The organism is Corallococcus sp. CA053C (assembly GCF_003611675.1).
In the GTDB taxonomy this organism is placed as follows: Bacteria; Myxococcota; Myxococcia; order Myxococcales; family Myxococcaceae; genus Corallococcus.
This window is the reverse complement of record NZ_RAWA01000193.1, coordinates 1-17,838: the sequence shown is the minus strand read 5'-3', so window position 1 is coordinate 17,838 and position 17,838 is coordinate 1. Positions and strand designations below refer to the sequence as shown.

At 67.9% G+C, this 17,838-nt stretch carries 9 protein-coding genes; 5 read left to right on the top strand and 4 right to left on the bottom strand.

Annotation, left to right across the window (positions count from 1 at the left end; genetic code table 11):
* Window positions 1–71: 71 nt before the first annotated feature.
* Window positions 72–563 (top strand): YkgJ family cysteine cluster protein, encoded by a 492-nt coding sequence (locus D7V97_RS23945; RefSeq protein WP_120612977.1) that lies wholly within the window; start codon window positions 72–74, stop codon window positions 561–563.
* A gap of 134 nt (window positions 564–697) precedes the next feature.
* Window positions 698–1,426, top strand: a complete 729-nt coding sequence (locus tag D7V97_RS23940; RefSeq protein ID WP_233583148.1) for a hypothetical protein — start codon at window positions 698–700, stop codon at window positions 1,424–1,426.
* Window positions 1,427–1,468: 42 nt separating this feature from the next.
* Here the strand turns inward: D7V97_RS23940 and D7V97_RS23935 are convergent, their stop codons facing one another.
* The 4 genes from D7V97_RS23935 to D7V97_RS23920 form a co-directional block, all read right to left on the bottom strand.
* Window positions 1,469–1,729 (bottom strand): hypothetical protein, encoded by a 261-nt coding sequence (locus D7V97_RS23935; RefSeq protein ID WP_120612976.1) that lies wholly within the window; start codon window positions 1,727–1,729, stop codon window positions 1,469–1,471.
* A 302-nt stretch (window positions 1,730–2,031) separates the two neighbouring features.
* On the bottom strand, window positions 2,032–8,196 hold the full coding sequence (locus tag D7V97_RS23930; protein ID WP_147444954.1) for a polymorphic toxin-type HINT domain-containing protein: 6,165 nt from the start codon (window positions 8,194–8,196) through the stop codon (window positions 2,032–2,034).
* Between the two features lie 150 nt (window positions 8,197–8,346).
* The gene (locus tag D7V97_RS23925; RefSeq protein ID WP_158623444.1) at window positions 8,347–13,125 is read right to left on the bottom strand and encodes a PA14 domain-containing protein; all 4,779 of its coding nucleotides are present in this window, start codon (window positions 13,123–13,125) and stop codon (window positions 8,347–8,349) included.
* A 356-nt stretch (window positions 13,126–13,481) separates the two neighbouring features.
* Window positions 13,482–15,377: a ribonuclease R family protein gene (locus D7V97_RS23920; protein WP_120612978.1), complete on the bottom strand. Its 1,896-nt coding sequence runs from the start codon at window positions 15,375–15,377 to the stop codon at window positions 13,482–13,484.
* A 185-nt stretch (window positions 15,378–15,562) separates the two neighbouring features.
* On the opposite strand from D7V97_RS23920, the gene D7V97_RS23915 reads away from it, so the two are divergent.
* The 3 genes from D7V97_RS23915 to D7V97_RS23905 all read left to right on the top strand — a co-directional run.
* The gene (locus D7V97_RS23915; protein WP_120612973.1) at window positions 15,563–16,054 is read left to right on the top strand and encodes a helix-turn-helix domain-containing protein; all 492 of its coding nucleotides are present in this window, start codon (window positions 15,563–15,565) and stop codon (window positions 16,052–16,054) included.
* A gap of 23 nt (window positions 16,055–16,077) precedes the next feature.
* Window positions 16,078–16,644 carry a putative toxin-antitoxin system toxin component, PIN family gene (locus D7V97_RS23910; RefSeq protein ID WP_158623443.1) on the top strand — a complete coding sequence of 189 codons (567 nt, stop codon included), beginning with the start codon at window positions 16,078–16,080 and terminating at the stop codon, window positions 16,642–16,644.
* A gap of 100 nt (window positions 16,645–16,744) precedes the next feature.
* A partial coding sequence (locus D7V97_RS23905; protein ID WP_147444953.1) for a serine/threonine-protein kinase occupies window positions 16,745–17,838 on the top strand: 1,094 nt, incomplete at its 3' end.

The window sequence follows — 17,838 nt, the reverse complement described above, 5'->3', positions numbered from 1 at the left end:
GGGGAGGGGGCGCGGGCCGGTGCGTCCGGGATGACTCCCGGCCCCGCGAGGGGTTATCCCGGGAGCGCGCCATGCCCCTGTCCACCCTCTGCCTCCACTGCGGCATGTGCTGTGACGGCACGCTCTTCACCCACGTTCCGCTCGGTCCCCCCGAGGCGCAAGCGCTGCGGGAGCGCGGTCTGACACTCGCGCAAAGGGAGGACGGCGGCACGGTGTTGCCCCAGCGCTGCGCGGCGTTGGACGGCCGGTGTTGCACCGCCTATGCGGAGCGTCCGGAGGCGTGCCGCCGCTACCGCTGCCAGCTCCTGAACGCGCTCGCGGACGGGGAGGTCTCGCTGGAAGAGGCGAAGGGGGTGGTGGATGCGGCGCATGCGCGGGTGGAAGCCGTGGAGCGCGCGTTTCCTACGTCGCGGGTTGGGGACGCAACAGCGATGAGGAGGGCCCGCGAAGCGGTGCTGGCGTCTTCCACCGAGGCGCTTCCCAGCGAGGCCCGTGAGGTTTTGACCCAGGCCGAGTCCTTCCTGGATCGGCACTTCCGGGGCCGTTTCCGGCGCTCCGGGTGAACACCTTTCCCGTACTTCGAGTGGGGGTAGCTGAAGTAGAGATCATGGGCCGCATCAGTAGGACGAAGGGCGATGTCCGGCCCGATGGAGGGCGGCTACCCTGGTTTCCCTTCTTTCACCGAGGTCCTGCTCCCGTGAAGACGTCCCTGCTGGCCGCACTGTCCTCCGCCGTGCTGTTCGTCGCCGCACCCGCCGGTGCGCAGGGTGACGAGCCCGTGATGTCCGTGAAGGCGGATCTGGACGGAGACGGCAAGCCCGACGCGGTGGCGTTGACGCCAGGCGCGGACGGCAGGTTCACGCTGAAGGTGGGCGCCGTGACGCTGCAGGGAAACGCGGCGGGCAACGAGGTGCGCGGCTTCACGGTGGTGGACCTGGACACGGGCGACAAGTGGAAGGAGCTGCTCGTGCACTCCATCGGGGACATGGACGACGACCACCGCTTCTTCCTCTATGGCTATGACGGCAAGGCGGTGAGGTCGCTGGGCGACGTGCGAGCCCTCACCGAGGCGAAGGGCAACGGCATCGTCCTCGTGGATACGTGGATGGGCTTCTGGCACCAGCGCGAGAAGTACGCGCTGGACCGCAAGGCGTGGAGGCTCACGCAGGTGCCCCAGGAGCTGTACGCGGTGGGCGTGGAGGCCACGGTGAAGAAGTCCTTCGCGCTGGCGCGAAGCCGCACGGAGTCCGCGGTGGTGGCGACGACGGCGCAGGGCTCCAAGGTGCAGGTGCTGGCCGCGAGCGTGCCCGCGAAGGCGGAGTGGAACGACGTCTGGTACCTGGTGAAGTCGTCCAGCGGGCTGCTCGGGTGGGTGCGCGGCAAGACCCTCCTGGAGTCCACGGAGGGCCTGCCGCTGGCGGGGTGAGGCGAGAGCCCCGCGCGCTTCGCTGAGGGTGGGTCGAAGCCCTCAGCCTTCGACACCGCCTCGCTGAGCACCCGTGGCGAGATCGACTTCGAACCTCTGCATCGCCTCGTCCCGGATGTCCCAGTATTCGCCAATGAGGGAACGCTCCGTCACCTCGACGATCTTCAAGCCGTCCCAGGCCAGCCGCTTCGTCCTCCAACGCAGACCTTCGGCTCCGTAGGCCACCAGCTCGGTGAAGTTCGCGAACACCACGATCCCCGCTGAGGGCAGGGCGCGGACCTCCGTGATGGGGACCGCGTTCACCGTTTCCCAGGATCGGGGATCCTGAGATGCAACGACATAGCCTGCGCCGCGAGCTACGACGCAGACCCTCTCCGGGTCCGGCATGCTGAGCACTCGGCTGATGCCTGCCTTTCCCAGCCTCCCGAATGCGAACATCCCCAGCCAGGGTTCACCTCCTTCCGGTGTGACACGCACCAGGAGGCCGTCCTGCCCTCCCGCCATGTCCCCTGGGGGGAAGTACCGTAGAGGAGCCCCTCCGCTGGGGAGTTCGTCTAGGAGTTCGCAGCCGTAGTGGCGTCGAAAGCCAAAATCCATAGGCACACTCATCGGGCAGGATTGAAGAAGCGATGGACGATCATTTCCGTATTACCCGAGGTCGAGATTCGAACTCCGATCTCGAACGTACCCTGGACGCCATTCACGTTGCCAGGGAGCTCGTACATCACGGAGTCATTGCTCAAACCAGCCTTCGCCTTTTTGAAGAAGTTGGCCACCGTCGTACGTGTTCCCTGCTCGAAGATCTGCTTATTGAAGGACTCTGGGTAGTTGTGGAAGGGTCCCGGTTCGTTTACCCGACGAATCAACTCGCGCGCGGAGTAGATGCGATTGGGCTGAGTTGCCGCCCCAGCTCCAGTCCCCGCGCCAGTCGCGGACCCGCCGGAAATCGAACTCTGGTTGTGGACCCACGTCGTCAGTGCTCCGACGAAGTAGGTATGCGCCTCATCGACCTCAAGGTTGTAGACCGTCTCCGGCCTGGCTGACAGGGAGAGGGAGCGGACCCGGACGCGCATCCCCTCCGCCGTTTCAAGGGCATCCCCCCACTCAAGCTGTCCGGCCGCCGTCCAACCCTTGCCCTCCACCCAAAAGGGGTGCTCAGCCGTCGTCCCCAACGTTTCCACGGCCCCATCCGCAGCCACCAACTCCAGCCGCAGCACCCTCCGCTGCGGCTTGATGAAGGTGCGCGTCACCTGGTGCCATCCAGGGACCTTCGTTTCCTCATTCCAGGCCCACACCCAATCGCCCGGGGCCACCTCCTCAATGGCTTTCTTCCCCTCGGCCGTCAGCACCACCGTCCCCGCGACGAAACAGCCTCCTTTCGCCAGGGCTTTCGCGGCTGAGCTCTCCACTGCGGCCACCTCGGCCGAGCCGCCCTTGCTGAGGCCTGCAACAATTCGACCAGCGGGGGAAAGCTCCACGCTCAACGCGGTGGCGGTCTGTCCCATCCTGCCCAGGGTGAAGGCAGACAGCGTCTGTACCGATCCGTCCAGCGCCCGGTCGTAGTCCCCCTCCCTGAAACCTGAGGTCGCGTTGTAGGTCGCATTGCCGACGTCCACCACGGATTGCACCAGGAACATCGACACGACGATGGCGCCATTGGAGAAGCCCAGGACTCCCGCGACCGTGGCCGTGCCGTAGTTGCCGTCCTTCCACTCCGAGGCAGCCTCCGCCTCCAGGGCTCTCCCCTGCGCCAGTGCGGGCCCCATGCAATCAATGCCCTTGTCGAGGGTGGCCGCGCACTTGCCACTGGGGTCCGTGAAGCCCGTCGGGTTGCCACGCGCGTAGGAGTAGAGGTTGCACTCGCTGGGGCTCTTGAGACACATCTCAGGGGATTCCAGGAACAGGCCATCCGGTGAGAGGAATTGACCGAGCGCGGCGTCATAATCCCGGACGCCCATGCGCACGACGCCCAGGTCCGCGTCGTATCCCTTCTGCACGAAGTCCAGCGCGGGGGAGACATCCGGGTGGGACACGCGGTTGCCATAGGGCGAGGCGATGAAGGCAGCACCGGACGTGTCCGTCAGCAGCGTGCCCCGCGAGTCCGCCGCCAACGGGCGGAAGGTGCCCTGTTGCAGGACGCCCACCAGCTGACCGGCGAAGCGCACCGGGAGCGTGAGCCCGGACGCGTCCAGGTACTCCCCCGCCTCCAGGTAGGCCGCCACGGGGACCGTGCCTTGACGCTTGAGGATGCGCTGGCCGGTCTCGTCGTAGAGGAAATGCCATTGGGTGGTGCCACGCGTCGCGGTGACCACGTGCCCGTGGGTACCGTACGTCAGCTGCAGGTCCCCTTTCTCCACCGCGCGGCCCAGCGAATCGAAGATGTACGTGACATTGCCCGCGGTGAGCGTGCTCCCCACGCGCGTCACCTGGCGTGACGTGCCGTTCTCCTGGATGGAGAGGGGAAGCCCTCCGGGCGCATAGCCATACACATAGCTGGAATGGGCATCCTCGGCCTGGGTGAGGAACCCCTGGGGCGAATAGGTGTACTCGCGCTCCCAGAGCTGCGCGCCCACGGCGAAGGATTCCGACTCCACCTGGCCCCGGGCGTTGAACCGCTGGGTGGTGGAGGCATTCCAGGTGGGCGTGGACTGCGTCTGGGCAATGCGGCGGCGCGTGAGGGCGTCATACGTGAAGCCGACATGCGTCCCCGCCACGAACGCCACGGAGGAGATCCGACCCTCGCCGTCATAGGCCAGCGACGCCCAGGGCACGGGAGGCGTGGTGCCGTGGCCCAGCCACGACTCCTGGAGACGTCCGTGGGCATCGAGCTTGAAGGTCTGCGTGATGGACGACAGCAACGTCCCATTCGCGGCCTTCACCGCCACGGTGGTGGAGGCGAAGTCACCCGCGTCGTTGTACGCAAGCTGCGTCTGCACCGTGCGCCAGCCCTCGAACTCCAGCGTCCTGGAGGTCAGCTTGCCATCCGCGCGGTACTGGAACGTCTTGACGTAACCCTCACCCGACACGGCCGTGAGCAGGCCCTTCTCGTCCAGGGTGGCCGGATGGGAGGGGGACGCCCCATCATGGAAGTAGCGGTAGCTCTGGGGGGTGCTGCCGAAGGAGTCGCTGTGCGTCTCCAGGGAGAGACGGCCCAGCGTGTCGTAGTCGAAGGCCACCTGGCGCTTCACGAGCCCCGCCGGGTTGGCGTAGCGCTTCAGGGTAAGGTGGCCCTTCGTCGCGTCATACGTGTACTCCACGCTGGCGATGCCCTCGCGCACCAGGCGGCTCACGCGGCCATGGCCGTCGTAGTGCACCCGGTGGGTGGCACCTTCCGGCAACACCACCTCCCGCAGGCGCCCGGAGGCGTCGTAGTGGTAGCGGTAGCGGGTGTGGGCCTCGTCCTCCTGGACCAGCACGCGCTGGGCCGCGTCCAGGGTGCGCTGCGCGCTGAAGACCCCGTTCTCCACGGCCGTCTGGGTCATGCCCTCGGCGTCGAAGCCCAGGCTCGTGGCCACCTGCTTCTCCACGCCCTCATGGAAGGTCGTGCGCGAGGCCGCCTCGTGGCCGAACGCGGAGGCGCTGCTGAAGGCCACCTGTCGGCCTCCCGCCAGGAGCGCCGCGTAGTCCATCGCCAGCAGGTTCACCGCGGGCCCCACGGCGGGCCGCAACACCGTGCGCAGCTCCCCCTGCGACGCGTCCCGCCGGGTCAGCCCCTCGAAGGTCCAGCCCTCCGGAATGCGCCGGGCCGTGGTGAGCGCTTCGCCCGAAGCCGTGACGTATTCGATGGAGCGGCTCACCGCGCCCTGCGCCCCGTCCATCAGCGTGGTGAGCTGGAAGGAGCCCGGCAGGGTGGCCGTGGCGAACTGATAGCCATACGTCTGCTTGGGATTGATCTCCGAACCTCCCAGGCTGTCCCACTGTTTGACCAGCCGCTCCTGCCCGTCGTAGCGGAAGAACTGCCGGTAGGGCGTCCCACCCCTGTCGACCTCCAACGTCAACACCGCATCCGTGAGCGGGTGGCGGTCCACCACCCGTGTCACCACGCCGTCCGGCGCCTCCGTCCGGTACAGCAGCCGCCGTCCCGCCTCCTGGTGGAAGTACGCCGTCCCCTTGCCCGGCACGAAGATGGAATCCAGGGTGGAGTCCGGGTGATACGTCACCTCCTGCAACGTCAGCGTCTGCCCTCCCGCCACGCTGCGCACGGCGGTGACGAGCCCCAGGGTGTTGCGCTCCACCAGGCCTTCATGGCTGAAGTTCATCCAGGCCTGTGCATGCTGGCCCGTCACCACCATGCGGCTCTCCAGGCAGTGCAGGGCCAGACCCAGCCCGGGCACCGACGCCCGCGTCCGCTGCGTCGTCACCGTGCCATGCGCCGTCGTCGTCACCACTTGCAAAGGGCAGACGTCCGCCGTGTAGTTCGTGTACTCGGTGCGCTCCGACACCTGCTGGCTGCCCGTCGTGGACCGCCATCCCTGCACCTGCACCTGCAATCGCTTCCACGCCACACCCGAAACCCAGGCGTTCTCATACTCACGCGCCGAGAAGCTCTCCGCCTGCGGCGCCTTGTCATCCCGCACCCGTGAGGTGAGGAGCAGGCCCGCATTGTCGTTGTCGTTGAGGAAGTGCATCTCCTCCGACACGTGCGGCGCCTGACGCGTCACCTGGCCATAGCCCACCAGGAAGCGCCCCACCGAGTGCATCACGGGCTGCCCGTAGGTGTAGTGGTACGTCCGGGGCTCCTGTCCGCTGGATTCCACCGTCATCTGGTCCAGCACCGGCTGGCGGGCGCCCTGCCGCGCGGCCACGGGGCTGCGGGCATAGGCGAAGCGCACCCGCGTCCCCTTGCCGTCGTCGGCCGTCTTCAGCAGGCCCGTCCCCGGGGTATCGAGCCCGATGGAATGGGCGAGGCCGTTCTGCACGAAGAACAGCTCCGTGTTCCCCGTCCCCTCCAGGTCCTGCACCATCGGGAAGCTGGAGGTCCACGCCAGCAGCTCCAGCGCCGGCACCGGGACCTGCATCAGGCGCGTGCCGTCATTCACCAGCAACAGCGCCCCATCCATGCTGCCGGCAATCACATCCTTCAGGCCGTCGTTGTTGACGTCCACGAAGCCCAGCTCGAAGCCCGCGAGCGACACCGGGCTGTCGTCCGGGAAGCGCGCCTCGTAGAGGTGGGGCTCCATCTCGAAGAGGAACTGGCCCTTGCCCTCGTAGACGAAGAGGTAGTTGGAGTAGCGCACCACCAGGTCCGCCACGCTGTCGCCGTTGAAGTCATGCACCCAGGTGGCCTCGGGTTGGACCTCCAGGTGCAGGGTGCCTTCCACGGTGTTTCCAAAGGCATACGTGGTGGCCGTGCTCAGGTTGGGCAATACGCGGTAGCCGCCCGGGTAGACATGGATCAGCTCCGGCTGCTGGTCCCGGTTCAGGTCCACCAGCCGCGCGTTGGGACCCAGCTCCCACGCGTCCGGCAGCCAGCGCTGGTGCACCGGGTGGCCGTCCCGCTCGCACACGAGCAGCTCCGTCTGCCCCAGGAACATGTTGTAGGCGACGGTCACCACCTGGTGCGTCGTCTCCTGGGGCCGCATCTTCGCCAGCAGCCGGGGCTGGTTGAAGAACGAAGCCTCCGGGCGACACTCGGGTCGCGCATCCACGGCCGGCGGGGGGAGGGCTTCGAAGGTGTAGCCGCCCGGCTGCTGGCGGATGAGGCTGAAGTCCGTGCGGTGCTCCAGGTCCACGAGCCCGTCGTCCCCGTCATCCAGCGGGGTGGACTCGGCGGGCATGGCCACCCCTTCCGAATAGGCCAGCATCACCCCGTCGAACTTGGGGATGAAGCGCGGCGCCGCGCCCTGGAGGATGTCCGTGGCGTGCTCATACCCATACGTCACCGCCGGGGTGGACTCGCCCGACGCATACGTCTGCTGGATGGACGCGAGTTGGAAGGCCGGGCCCGTCCCCTCCGGCTGGTAGCCCAGGGTGTAGCTCCAGCGCAGCCCGAACACGCCCGTGCCGGCATCCTTCGCGCGCGCCTCCACCCGCGTGACGCGCCGGTCCAGCCGCAAGGCCTGTCCGGAGCGCCAGTCCACGAAGGGCGTCGTCACCGACTCGTAGAGGAAGTCCACCCGGTTCTGGAAGTCCTCGCCCAGCCCCCCGTAGGAGGCGGTCGCCAGGAACAGGCGCCCGGAGGCATTGGCATTCCAACCCAGCCGCGTCTTGTGCCCCGTGGCGTCCACCACCTCCGTGAGGTGCCACGCATAGGTGCCTCGCGGCGTCTGCACGCGCGCGGCCCCTCCGAACGTCCAGCGGCTGCCGTCCGGCAGCAGGGCGACCAGCGTGGTCCCCTGCTCCTCCAGCCGCACGTTGCCCTTGAGGCCCACGGGGTACCAGCGCCCGTCCGTCCCCTTCACCATCCGGCCCCACGGCCCCGTCAGCTCGTCGTTCGCGTAGTCCACCTCGCCCATGACACGCGTGCGCGTCACCGCCAGCGACACGCCCCAGCCCTGGCCCCATTCCCCAATGCCTCCCTCCGGGGAGTAGGTGGGGAAGACCTGGGCCTGGAGCGGTCCGCGCTCCGAGGGCGCCGCGAAGGGAGCCCCCAGGCTGAAGCCGCCACGGCTCACGTCGGCGGGCCCCAGGTCCGTGGCCGCGTACTGGCCCACCAGGCTCCCGCGCCGGGGGGCTTCCAGCTGTGGCGACTGCACCAACGCATCGTTGAAGGGCTGGGCGGCGACCTGCGAACACACCAACCCGGCGATCAAACCCAGGGCTCTGCGCATGGAGATGTCCTGTTGAATGGAGAAATGCCGCCGCGCCGCGGACGCCTCGCGTCACACAGGCCCGTCGGCCCTGCTCGAAAAAAGAGGCCCCGCCCGGACTTCAGCCGCCGGGCGGGGCCATGACCTTCGCGACTGTCTACCGGGCGCGGCCTACTGGCAGCTCAGCACCCCGGGCAGCTTCACGCCGAGAGCTTCCTGTGTCGGCTCCACATAGAAGGCAATCAGCAGCTCCGAGACCTTGGAAAGGGGATTGCTGGGATTGAGGACTCCAGGTGTGGGCGACGGGTTCGTGTCGCTGAAGACCTTCAGGGCCACCTGGAAGTTGGAGAAGGGTGACAGGCCTGCGCCCACCGACGTCGCCTGCTGGATCCAATACTTCTCCAGATCGGCAATCACCTTTGTGTTGGGACCGAACATCATCTGCACCGCGGGCCCCAGGTATGTGGGCTCTGAGAATTCATACCTGTACAGATGGGATACCGCGGGGAAGGCCATCTGAGGTGACACGGCGACCGTGAGCGTAAGCGATTCGAACGCCTGACCGGCCCCCACGACGCCATACACCGCCATGGAGTGGATGATGGGCGTCACCTGGTTGCACGGCAGGATCTCCTGACCACCCCCCGGGTTGTAGACGTTCTCCGGCGTGACGGGCAGCACGGGGCTACGCCCCGCCAGGATCTCATCCCAGACCGCCTTCGCCGTGGCGGGATCCACCTTCTTGTAGAGCGTGGTGGGCGTCACGCCCGGTCGGGGGATGCTGACGATGGCCTTCAACAGCGTGGGCGTGGGCTTGGCAACCCGGACCGCCCGCAGGCGGGTCTCCACCGCCCGGGCCGCCTGCTTCGCCGTCTCCGCCAGCACGCTGATGTCCGTGCTGGTGGAGGTGGGGTCTATCTGCGTGAGCGCGTTCAGCAGGTTGAGCTCGGACGCGTCGAAGCGCGTCAGGGTCTCCGGGTGCAGGATGCGCACGATGGGAGCCAGCCACTGGCTCAGCACCTCGTCCAGGGCCTCCAGCTGCGCCCGGATGGCGGTGCCGTCCAGATTCCTCAGGGTCCACGCCGGGACCAGGGCGAACAACCGGGATTGGGTCTGGGCATTGCTCAGCTCGGCCTCCAGCGCGCTGATCTCCAGCGCCAGCTGCCGCAGCTGTCGCTCGATGCTCACCAGCTCCACCTCCCGCTCCACGTCGACCACCGCCTTCTCCACCCAGGTGGTGAAGAGCGCGCGAAGGCTCTCCGGATAGCCATCCAGGCTCGTGCAGCCGCAGCCGTCGTACATGTCCTTGAACGCCTTGTTGCGCAGGACGTTGGTCTGGCTGGGCAGCAGCCGCCCCTGGTCCACGTAGAGCTTCCCTTCCTCCTTCAGCTTGCCCAGCCCGGACACCATCGCGCCGGCGAGGATCACGGCTTCGTTCGACTGCGGGCTCAGCTGTGCGATGTGGACATCCAGGTGCGAGCTGCCCACCCACGAGGAACACTGCGCGGTCGGCGTTCCCGCCTTGATGGCGGCGTCATTGACCACCACGTAGTAGTCCGACTCCGCGGTCACCAACAGCGCGGTGGAGGGGGACTGGAGCACGCGCACGGAGCGGACGTTGGCACGGTCCGTCGTCCCCCTCACCAGCTCCACCAGCAGGAGGCTGCCCACGGGCTCGTCCGGGAACGGCGCCAGGAGGGAACGCAACCCGCGAGACACCGAGAAGGTGGAGCGCCTGTCGCTGCCATGCGAGTTCGTCCGGTTCCACGTCCGGCTCCACGTGGTCCCCGTCTCATTCGACATGCAGGACTCCACGCTGCCGCTGAGGTTGAAGATGGGGACGCTGGGGTTGAACCCCGCGCACCACGACTCCGTGTTCGTCGAGTTGGAGAAGTTGCTCTCTGTGTTCACCGTGTCGATGGCCAGCGCCGTGTAGGTGCCCGCGGAGTCCACCACGGAGAAGCCTTCAGGCCCCGTCGTGATGGGCAACTGGGAAGACGTCACCTTCACCAGGCTGCCATTGGGACCGGCGGTCAATCCCAGCGCACAGGTCGGAGACCAGCGCCCGCCCACCTGGACGACGAGCTGGCTTCCCACGGACGGAGACAGCACGAAGGGAGCGCCGTTCTGCTTCAGCGCCGCCATGGCGTTGACGTCGTTGGCGTCCGTGCCCCGGCGCCCCGTGTTGGGGACGACCAGGTCGTGGTTGGCCTTCAGCATGACCTGCCCCTGCTCGGCGATGACCGGATAGAGGGCCTCGAAGCCATCCATGAAGTCCCCCAGGCGTGCCTCCTCCACCGCCTGGCCCACCCGCAGGCCATTGAGGTCCCTGTTGAGCGCCTTCAGCTGCTCATCCAGGAGGAGCCGCTTGCCATCGAGGCTGCCCTGGACACCCTGGTTCTGCAGTTGGGCCAGCAATCCCTGCACCAACGTCAGTCGGTTGCTGTTGTAGGCCGCGACGCTGCCATCCAGCTGCTGGAGGATGCTATTGAGGTGGATGAGGATCTCGTCCTGCTTCTGCCGGTTGAGGCCCACCTTGAGGGTATGGTCGTCCTCCGCGGTGAACAGGCCGCTGGCCGCATAGCCATCCGCGCGGGCCTGGGCGTCCCGCAGCATGGCCGTCAGGGCCATGGCCGGGCCGGTCACCGGCCGGGTGAAGAGGTCGTCCGGGCTGTAGGTGCCGGCCGCGAGCCCCAGGGCATCCTCCACGGAGGCGCGGAAGGCCGCATGGCCCGTGCTCATCCGGTTGAAGACCCTCTTCCAGTCCGCCGACACGGCGGTCGCCGCGGAGACCTTCTGCTGGAACTTCTGCGCGTCCTCCAGCTCCGCCAGCACGTTCCACAGCTGGCTCGTGGTCGTCGAACGGTTGGTGCAGGTCGTGAAGCGGCAGCCCATGTCATGCAGGCGGCTGACCTCCTGCATCCGCTCGTTCAGCGCCCGCAGCGAATCCTCCAGGAGGTAGAGAAGGGGAGCGCCCGTGAGCGGCGGGGCGCCTCCCTCGCCAAAGGCCGCGAGCAGCACCTGGCGGTCCGCCGTGAAACCGTCGAGGAGGAGCTTCGCGCGGACCGTCTGCGCCTGCGCATCCGTGGTGGCGGTGAGGCCCAGGTCGTCCTTCAGCCAGGCGCCCGTCCAGAAGGCCTTCATCACCTCGCTGGTCTGGGCCATGAGCTCCGGTGACGGCGGGGTCCCCGGCGAGGGGTGACCCCGGAGCCCCGCGTACCACCGCTGGATGGAGGCGAGCTTCTCGCGCAGCTCCGTGATGCGGGCCTCGCTCCCCAGCGTCGTCCCCATCTGCGGCAATCCCTTGATGAGTAGCTGGGAGGTGACGCTGTTGGAGACGGGCCAGTAGGCCTGGGTGTCGCAGCCGGAGGACGCGAGCTGCTCGATGCCCGTCGCGGCGGAGGTGCAGACCGTGAGGAGGCTGCTGGCCGCGGCGCCGGACAGGTGCGTGTCCAACATCCGCTGGCAGAGGGCCAACGTCCCGTGGACGCCCTGGGCGGCCGGGCAGCTTGCTTCCAGCGGGGGCAGCCCCGTGGAGCAGGTGTCGGACGTGAAGTCGTCGTTGTCGAAGTATTCACCCAGCAGGCCATTGCCCAGCTGGTCCGGCGTGAAGAGCCTGCTCGTGGGAATGGCCTGGGCCGCCGTGGCGCCCGGGGGCTGCCATTGCAGGCCCACGCCCGCGGCCCCGTATCCCTCGCGATGCTCCAGCTTCACGGCATGACGGCCCGCCGTCAGCGAGATGCTGCCCTGGACCCAGATCTCCCCCTGATAGGTGGCCCGGTCCACGAGGAGCTGGCCATTGACCCACAGGCGGACGCTGTCATCCCATCTCACATGGAAGATGTACGTGCCGGCCTGGGGCGCCTCCACGAAGCCCGTCCAGCGCGCGGAGAAGGTGTTCGGAGACATGAAGGCGGCGGGAGCATCCTCGACCCACCGAAAGTCGATCGTCGGGTCCACCCGGAAGAAGTGATTGACCTCGGGATGGGATGAATAGAGGCCCAGCACGCGATCCCTGCGCGCGGGAGTAAAGGCAGGGTCGTTCGCTTGCAGTTCGAACAACAGCTTGAGGGCGTTGACGAGCTGGAACTTCAAGGCCGGGCCGTCCACGCCCGCCGGGACGGGAGCATCCAGCTGCGTGACCAGCCGGGTGTACTTCGTCTCCACCGAGGCGTAGGGAACGTCATCCGCCGTCAGGCAGCGAGGACGGTTGAAAGAGGTATCCGTGCGGATGTCCGCCTGCGCGTCGTAGGTGCTCTTCAGCGTGTTCTGCGAAAGGCCCGGGGCCGAGTACTTCACGCCCTGGCCCGCCACCGCATCGCACGTCCCGGGATCCGGCTCGAGGCCATGGCTGGGGGCGCGGCAGTAGAGGTACTTGGGCCGGCTGGGATCCGGACAGAGGGAGTGCACCTGGCCGCACTCAGGATGCGGGCCTTCCTCCCATTCCGTCGCCACGTTGTTGATGACGAGGGTGCAGGCCTGCGTCCACTTGGTCGTGGTGACCTTCTGGCTCCAGCCGCTGCCACTGGAGTTGGTCGTCTGGGTGGCGCCATACACCAGGCTTCCCGTCACGGTGGCCGACGCGATGGACAAGGGGAACTTGGGGTCTTCCGCCCCCACGGCCCTGAGTTCCCCGATCAACTCCGTGGCGCGGACCGCGCACGTCTTCGTGTAGAGCGACGTGGTGGTGGTCTCGCAGGGAGGCTGTTCGGAGTAGTCGCAGAACTGGATGTCCTTCTTCTCGCCCGTCGCATTCCGGTCGGAATAGGTTTCCGTGGTCCGCCTGGAATAAGCGCAGGTCTCATCCACCATGCAGGCCATGTCGTAGTAGCCGTCCTGGGGACACGCCGACGTGCTGCTCAGCTTGAAGCACTCCTTGCGGTACTCCCAGGGGCCCGCGCAGACCACGTTCTGGCCTGTCGGCGCATTGGGTTGGGACTCCGGAGGCACGGTCGGCCGACAGCTGGCGCCATCCAAGGCCTGCTCAGCCGTTGCCAGCTCCGGGTGGGAGGACTGCTCCTCCAGGGGTTGCCCGCACGCAGCCAGGAGCAGGGAAAAAACCAGTCCCCCTAGCGCTGAAATCCTTCGTTTCACTCGAGCCTCTTTCCATGGCGATGCCCTGCGCATTCGCGCACGGGCACACCCGTCCTCGAGTCAAGACGCGCTCGCTGACAGGACTGGGGGAACGGGCATTGGAATGCCCGTCGGCTGGATACGCGCCCGGTCCACGAGGCTGGTTCAAATCATTTCAGATTTCCCGATGTCTGACTTTGATGTCAGTAGCAGCATGAAAATCTGAGGGGCGCCTACTCCACCAACGCGAACTCCACGCGGCCCAGCTGTTCGTCCGTGGAGACGACCTTCACGGTCACCGGCATGCCCACGGTGAAGGTCCTCGACTGGCCCACCATGGACAGCTCACGCGCGTCCGGACGGTAGGGGCCTCCGGCGAGTCCTTCCGCCGGCACCATGCCCTCCACCCACATGCCATCCAGTTGCGCGACCATGCCGAAGGGCTTCACCCGCACGATGCGCGCCGGGAAGGCCTGGCCGATTCGGGTGGACATGAAGCGGGCTTCCAGCTCGTGGTGGCGGTCCACCTCCGCGCGGCCGGCCGAGCGGGCTCGCAGGTTGATGTGCTGGGAGAGCTGCTCCACCTCCGGGTCCTCGTGCACGAAGTCCCGCCGGCCCTGCAGGTACGCCTTGATGAGCCGGTGCACGGCGAGGTCCGCGTACCGGCGGATGGGGGACGTGAAGTGCAGGTACAGGGGCGCCGCGAGTCCGAAGTGCGGCAACGGCTTCACCGTGTAGCGGGACGGTCCCAGCGAACGGCGCAGCACGGAGCGCAGCGCGGCCTCTGCCTTCGCGCCGGAGATCTGCCGGTCAAAGGCAGCCAGCGCCAGGGGCGTCAGCTGCGCGCCGAAGCCCGCCGCGAAGCCCGAGTGCAACGCAAAGGCATTCACGTCCGCCACCCGCTGCGGATCCGGCTGTTCGTGCACGCGGTACACGGTGGGCACGCCTCGGGTCATCAGCCACATGGCGATGGCCTCGTTCGCCGCCACCATGAAGCGTTCAATCATCCCGTGCGCGGAGGTGTCCTTCTCCCCGGAGAGGCCGGACACGGCGCCCGTGGCGGTGTCGAAGGTGAAGCGCGCCTCGTCGCGGGACATCGCCATGCCGCCCCGGGCCGCGCGGGACACGGCGAGCCGCGCCGCCGCCAGCCGGAACCAGGGCATGGCTTCGCGCACGGACTCCATCGCGGGGGACACGGTGCCGTCGTCGAGGAAGTCGGCGACCTCGTCGTAGTTCAGCCGCGCCCAGGAACGGATGAGGCTTTCATAGACATCCGCGGAGGTGACGCGGCCATCCGGGTCGATGCGCAGTTCCACGGTGAGACAGTGCCGGTCCTGCTCGGGCACGAGGCTGAGCCAGTTCGAGGACAGCTCCTCGGGCAGCATGGGGAGCACGCGGCCGGCCAGGTAGACGCTGGTGGCGCGGGCGCGGGCCTCCAGGTCCAGGGCGCTGCCCTCCTTCACGGACTCGCCCACATCCGCGATGGACACGAGCAGGCGCACGGCGCCGTCCGGGCCGGCGGGCAGCACGGAGATGGCGTCGTCGATGTCGCGGGTGGAGGGCGCGTCCACGGTGACGGTGGGGATGGCGCGCAGGTCGCGGCGGGCGCCGAGTGAATGCGGCACCTCGCGGGCGCGGAGGGCCTCGGTGATGACCTCTGGCGGGAAGTCCCGGTGCAGGTCGTGGCGGGCGATGACGCGCTCCAGCGACCGGTCCGCGCCGGCCTCCAGGCGGTAGAGCAGCACGACCTTGCCGTCCGCGATGCGGGCGACGACAGCGTCGTTGTATTGGACCGGCGTGGAGCCCGGGTCGAGCGGCCAGTCGGAGTTGGCGACCTCCTTGTCGATGCGCAGGAAGAAGGCGCCCTTGCGCGTCACCACCTCGCCGTAGACGACGGTGCGGGTGCGCTCCACCAGCGACAGGCCGGACGCGGTCCACCGGCCATCCGCGGCGGCCGTCACCGTGGCGGAGACGATGTCACCCGCGAAGAGCGGGTTCAGGTCCGGCGGCGGGATGAAGGCGGACAGCACCTCGGAGGTACCGGGCTTCTGCACGGTGAGGAAGCCGAAGCCACGGGGATGCACGTCGACGCGGCCGGTGACGGTGCGCGGGGAGGCGGAGGTGTCCATGTCGCCGCCGTCGTAACCCACCTCCAGGGCACGCGGGGAGATCCCGGGATTCTTCTCCTTCAGGTTGCGGTTGCGGCGTTTCCCTGGACCGGCTGCTCATACGTGGTTCAATGGGCACTTGCGTTTGCGTCGGATGTGAACATTGATTCCTTCTGGCCCTGACCTGACCGGCCGAGGAGGCACCCATGACTGCTCCGACCACTGATGCCCTCCCGCCCCGTGCTTCGGAGCCCGTCGCCGCCAGTGATGTGACGCTGGACCAGGTGCGGAAGCTCGCGCAGCTCATCACCCGGGAGCTGCGCGACAAGGGAAGCGGGCACCCGCTCTTCTCGCTGCTGGGGCCCAACCACGAGTCCGTGCCCCTGCCCACGGATGTGCTCACGCTGATGCAGCAGCTGCTCGCCATCCTCGCGTCGGGCGATGCCGTCACCGTGGTGCCCGTCCACAAGGAGCTCACGACCCAGCAAGCCGCGAACCTGCTCAATGTCTCACGGCAGTACCTGGTGCAGCTCCTCGACGAGGGTCGGATCCCCTTCCACCGCACAGGCACCCATCGGCGCGTCTACAGCAAGGACGTCCTCGAGTACCGAGCACGCCAGAAGGCCGAGCGCCGTGCCCAGCTCGATTCGATGATGCGGGAGAGCCAGGAAGCCGGCGGCTATCCCGAGCTCGACTGACGATCGCGAGGACGCCTCATCCCGTGATTCATGCCCCGTTCCCGGTCGTCCTCGATGCGAACGTCCTGATTCCCCTCACCGTCTGCGACACGCTCTTGAGCGCGGCGCAGGAGGGACTCATCCAGATTCACTGGACGGAGCTCATCCTCGAGGAGACCCGTCGCAACCTCGTCAGGACGCTCGGCCTGTCGGAAGAGAAGGCCGCCCGACGCGTGGCCGCCATGAAGGCCGCCTTTCCCGAGGCCATGGTGACGGGCCATGAAGGGCTCATCCCCTCCATGACCAACCCGGAGAAGGACCGGCACGTCCTCGCCGCCGCCATCCACGTCGGTGCCCAGACGCTCGTCACGAGCAACCTGCGAGACTTCCAGAAGCAGCATCTGCCCGCGAGCCTCCAGGCCCAGGCGCCCGACATCTTCCTCCAACACCTGCTCAGCCAGGCGCCGGAGACCGTGCTGGAGCTGCTCAGGGCCCAGGCCGAAGCCCTGCGCAATCCACCCATCTCGCTGAGAAAGCTCCTGGACGGACTGGCCCGGAGCGTCCCGGGCTTCGTGGAGGAGGTCCGCAAGCGGCTCCCACCAGGACTGTGAGCAAAGGGCTCATCCCCGGAAGCCCTGGCATCTGCCCAGAAACAGGGGTCCGGGCCTTTCGCGTCCATCCCGCCACGGGTGTAGAGTCTGCGCCCTACCGATGGCTGGGACGACGCTGACGCTCACTCCGGACGGGTTCCGCGGCCGGGTGTTGGGCAAGTACGAGGTGCTCTGCCGCCTGTCCACGGGCGGGATGGCGGAGATTTTCCTCGCGGCCCAGAAGGGCCTCGCCGGCTTTCGCAAGATGGTCGTGCTGAAGCAGATCCTCCCCGACATCCGCGGCGAGGAGGAGTTCGTCCGCATGTTCCTGGACGAGGCCAAGGTCACGGCCGCGTTCAACCACCCCCACATCGCGCACGTGTACGACCTGGACGTGGCGGACGGGGAGCTGTTCCTCGCCATGGAGTTCGTCCCCGGCGCCACGCTGGTGGAGGTCGCTCGCGCCTGCCGCACCGCCCACGAGCCCATCCCCATCGGCTTCAGCCTCATGGCCGTGCGCGACACCGCCGTGGCGCTCAACTACGCGCACGCCTTCACCGACCCGCTCGGCCGGCCCTCCCCCGTCGTCCACCGGGATGTCGCCGAGAAGAACATCATGGTGACGTACGAGGGCGTCACCAAGCTGCTCGACTTCGGCATCGCCAAGAGCCTGGCCCGGGCCGGCCGCACCGCCGTGGGCATGGTCAAGGGCACCAGCGGCTACATGTCCCCGGAACAGATCATGGGCGACCCGCTGGACGCCCGCAGCGACCTGTTCAGCCTGGGCGTCGTGCTGCACGAGTGCCTCACCGGCATGCGTCTGTTCTACGCCAAGAGCGCCGAAGCGATGATGAACGCGGTGCTCAGCGGGGACGTGCCGCCGCCCTCGCGCGTGAACAAGCAGGTGCCGCCGGAGCTGGACGCCATCGTGCTCAAGGCGCTCGCGAAGCGGCGCGAGGACCGCTACGGCACCACGCTGGAGTTCGCCCGCGCCATCGAGCGCGCGGTGGGCCCTCGCATCTGGCACCCCGAACAGAGCAGCGAGCTGATGCTGCGCCTGTTCTCCGAGCGCCGTGACCAGACCCGCCTGCTGCTCATGAGCGGTACCGGGGACGGCTCCTCCAGCGAGACGCAGGTGGCGCAGGTGCTGGCCCGGAGCGTGGAAGCCCCCGAGCCCGTCCCGCCCGCGCCCACCGGCCTGCCGCAGATCTCCTC

Bases quoted from the DNA above. Each gene is read 5' to 3' on its own strand.
- D7V97_RS23945 (WP_120612977.1), top strand. From the start codon at position 72: ATGCCCCTGTCCACCCTCTGCCTCCACTGCGGCATGTGCTGTGACGGC.
- D7V97_RS23930 (WP_147444954.1), bottom strand. From the start codon at position 8,196: ATGCGCAGAGCCCTGGGTTTGATCGCCGGGTTGGTGTGTTCGCAGGTC.
- D7V97_RS23920 (WP_120612978.1), bottom strand. From the start codon at position 15,377: ATGGACACCTCCGCCTCCCCGCGCACCGTCACCGGCCGCGTCGACGTG.
- D7V97_RS23915 (WP_120612973.1), top strand. From the start codon at position 15,563: ATGACTGCTCCGACCACTGATGCCCTCCCGCCCCGTGCTTCGGAGCCC.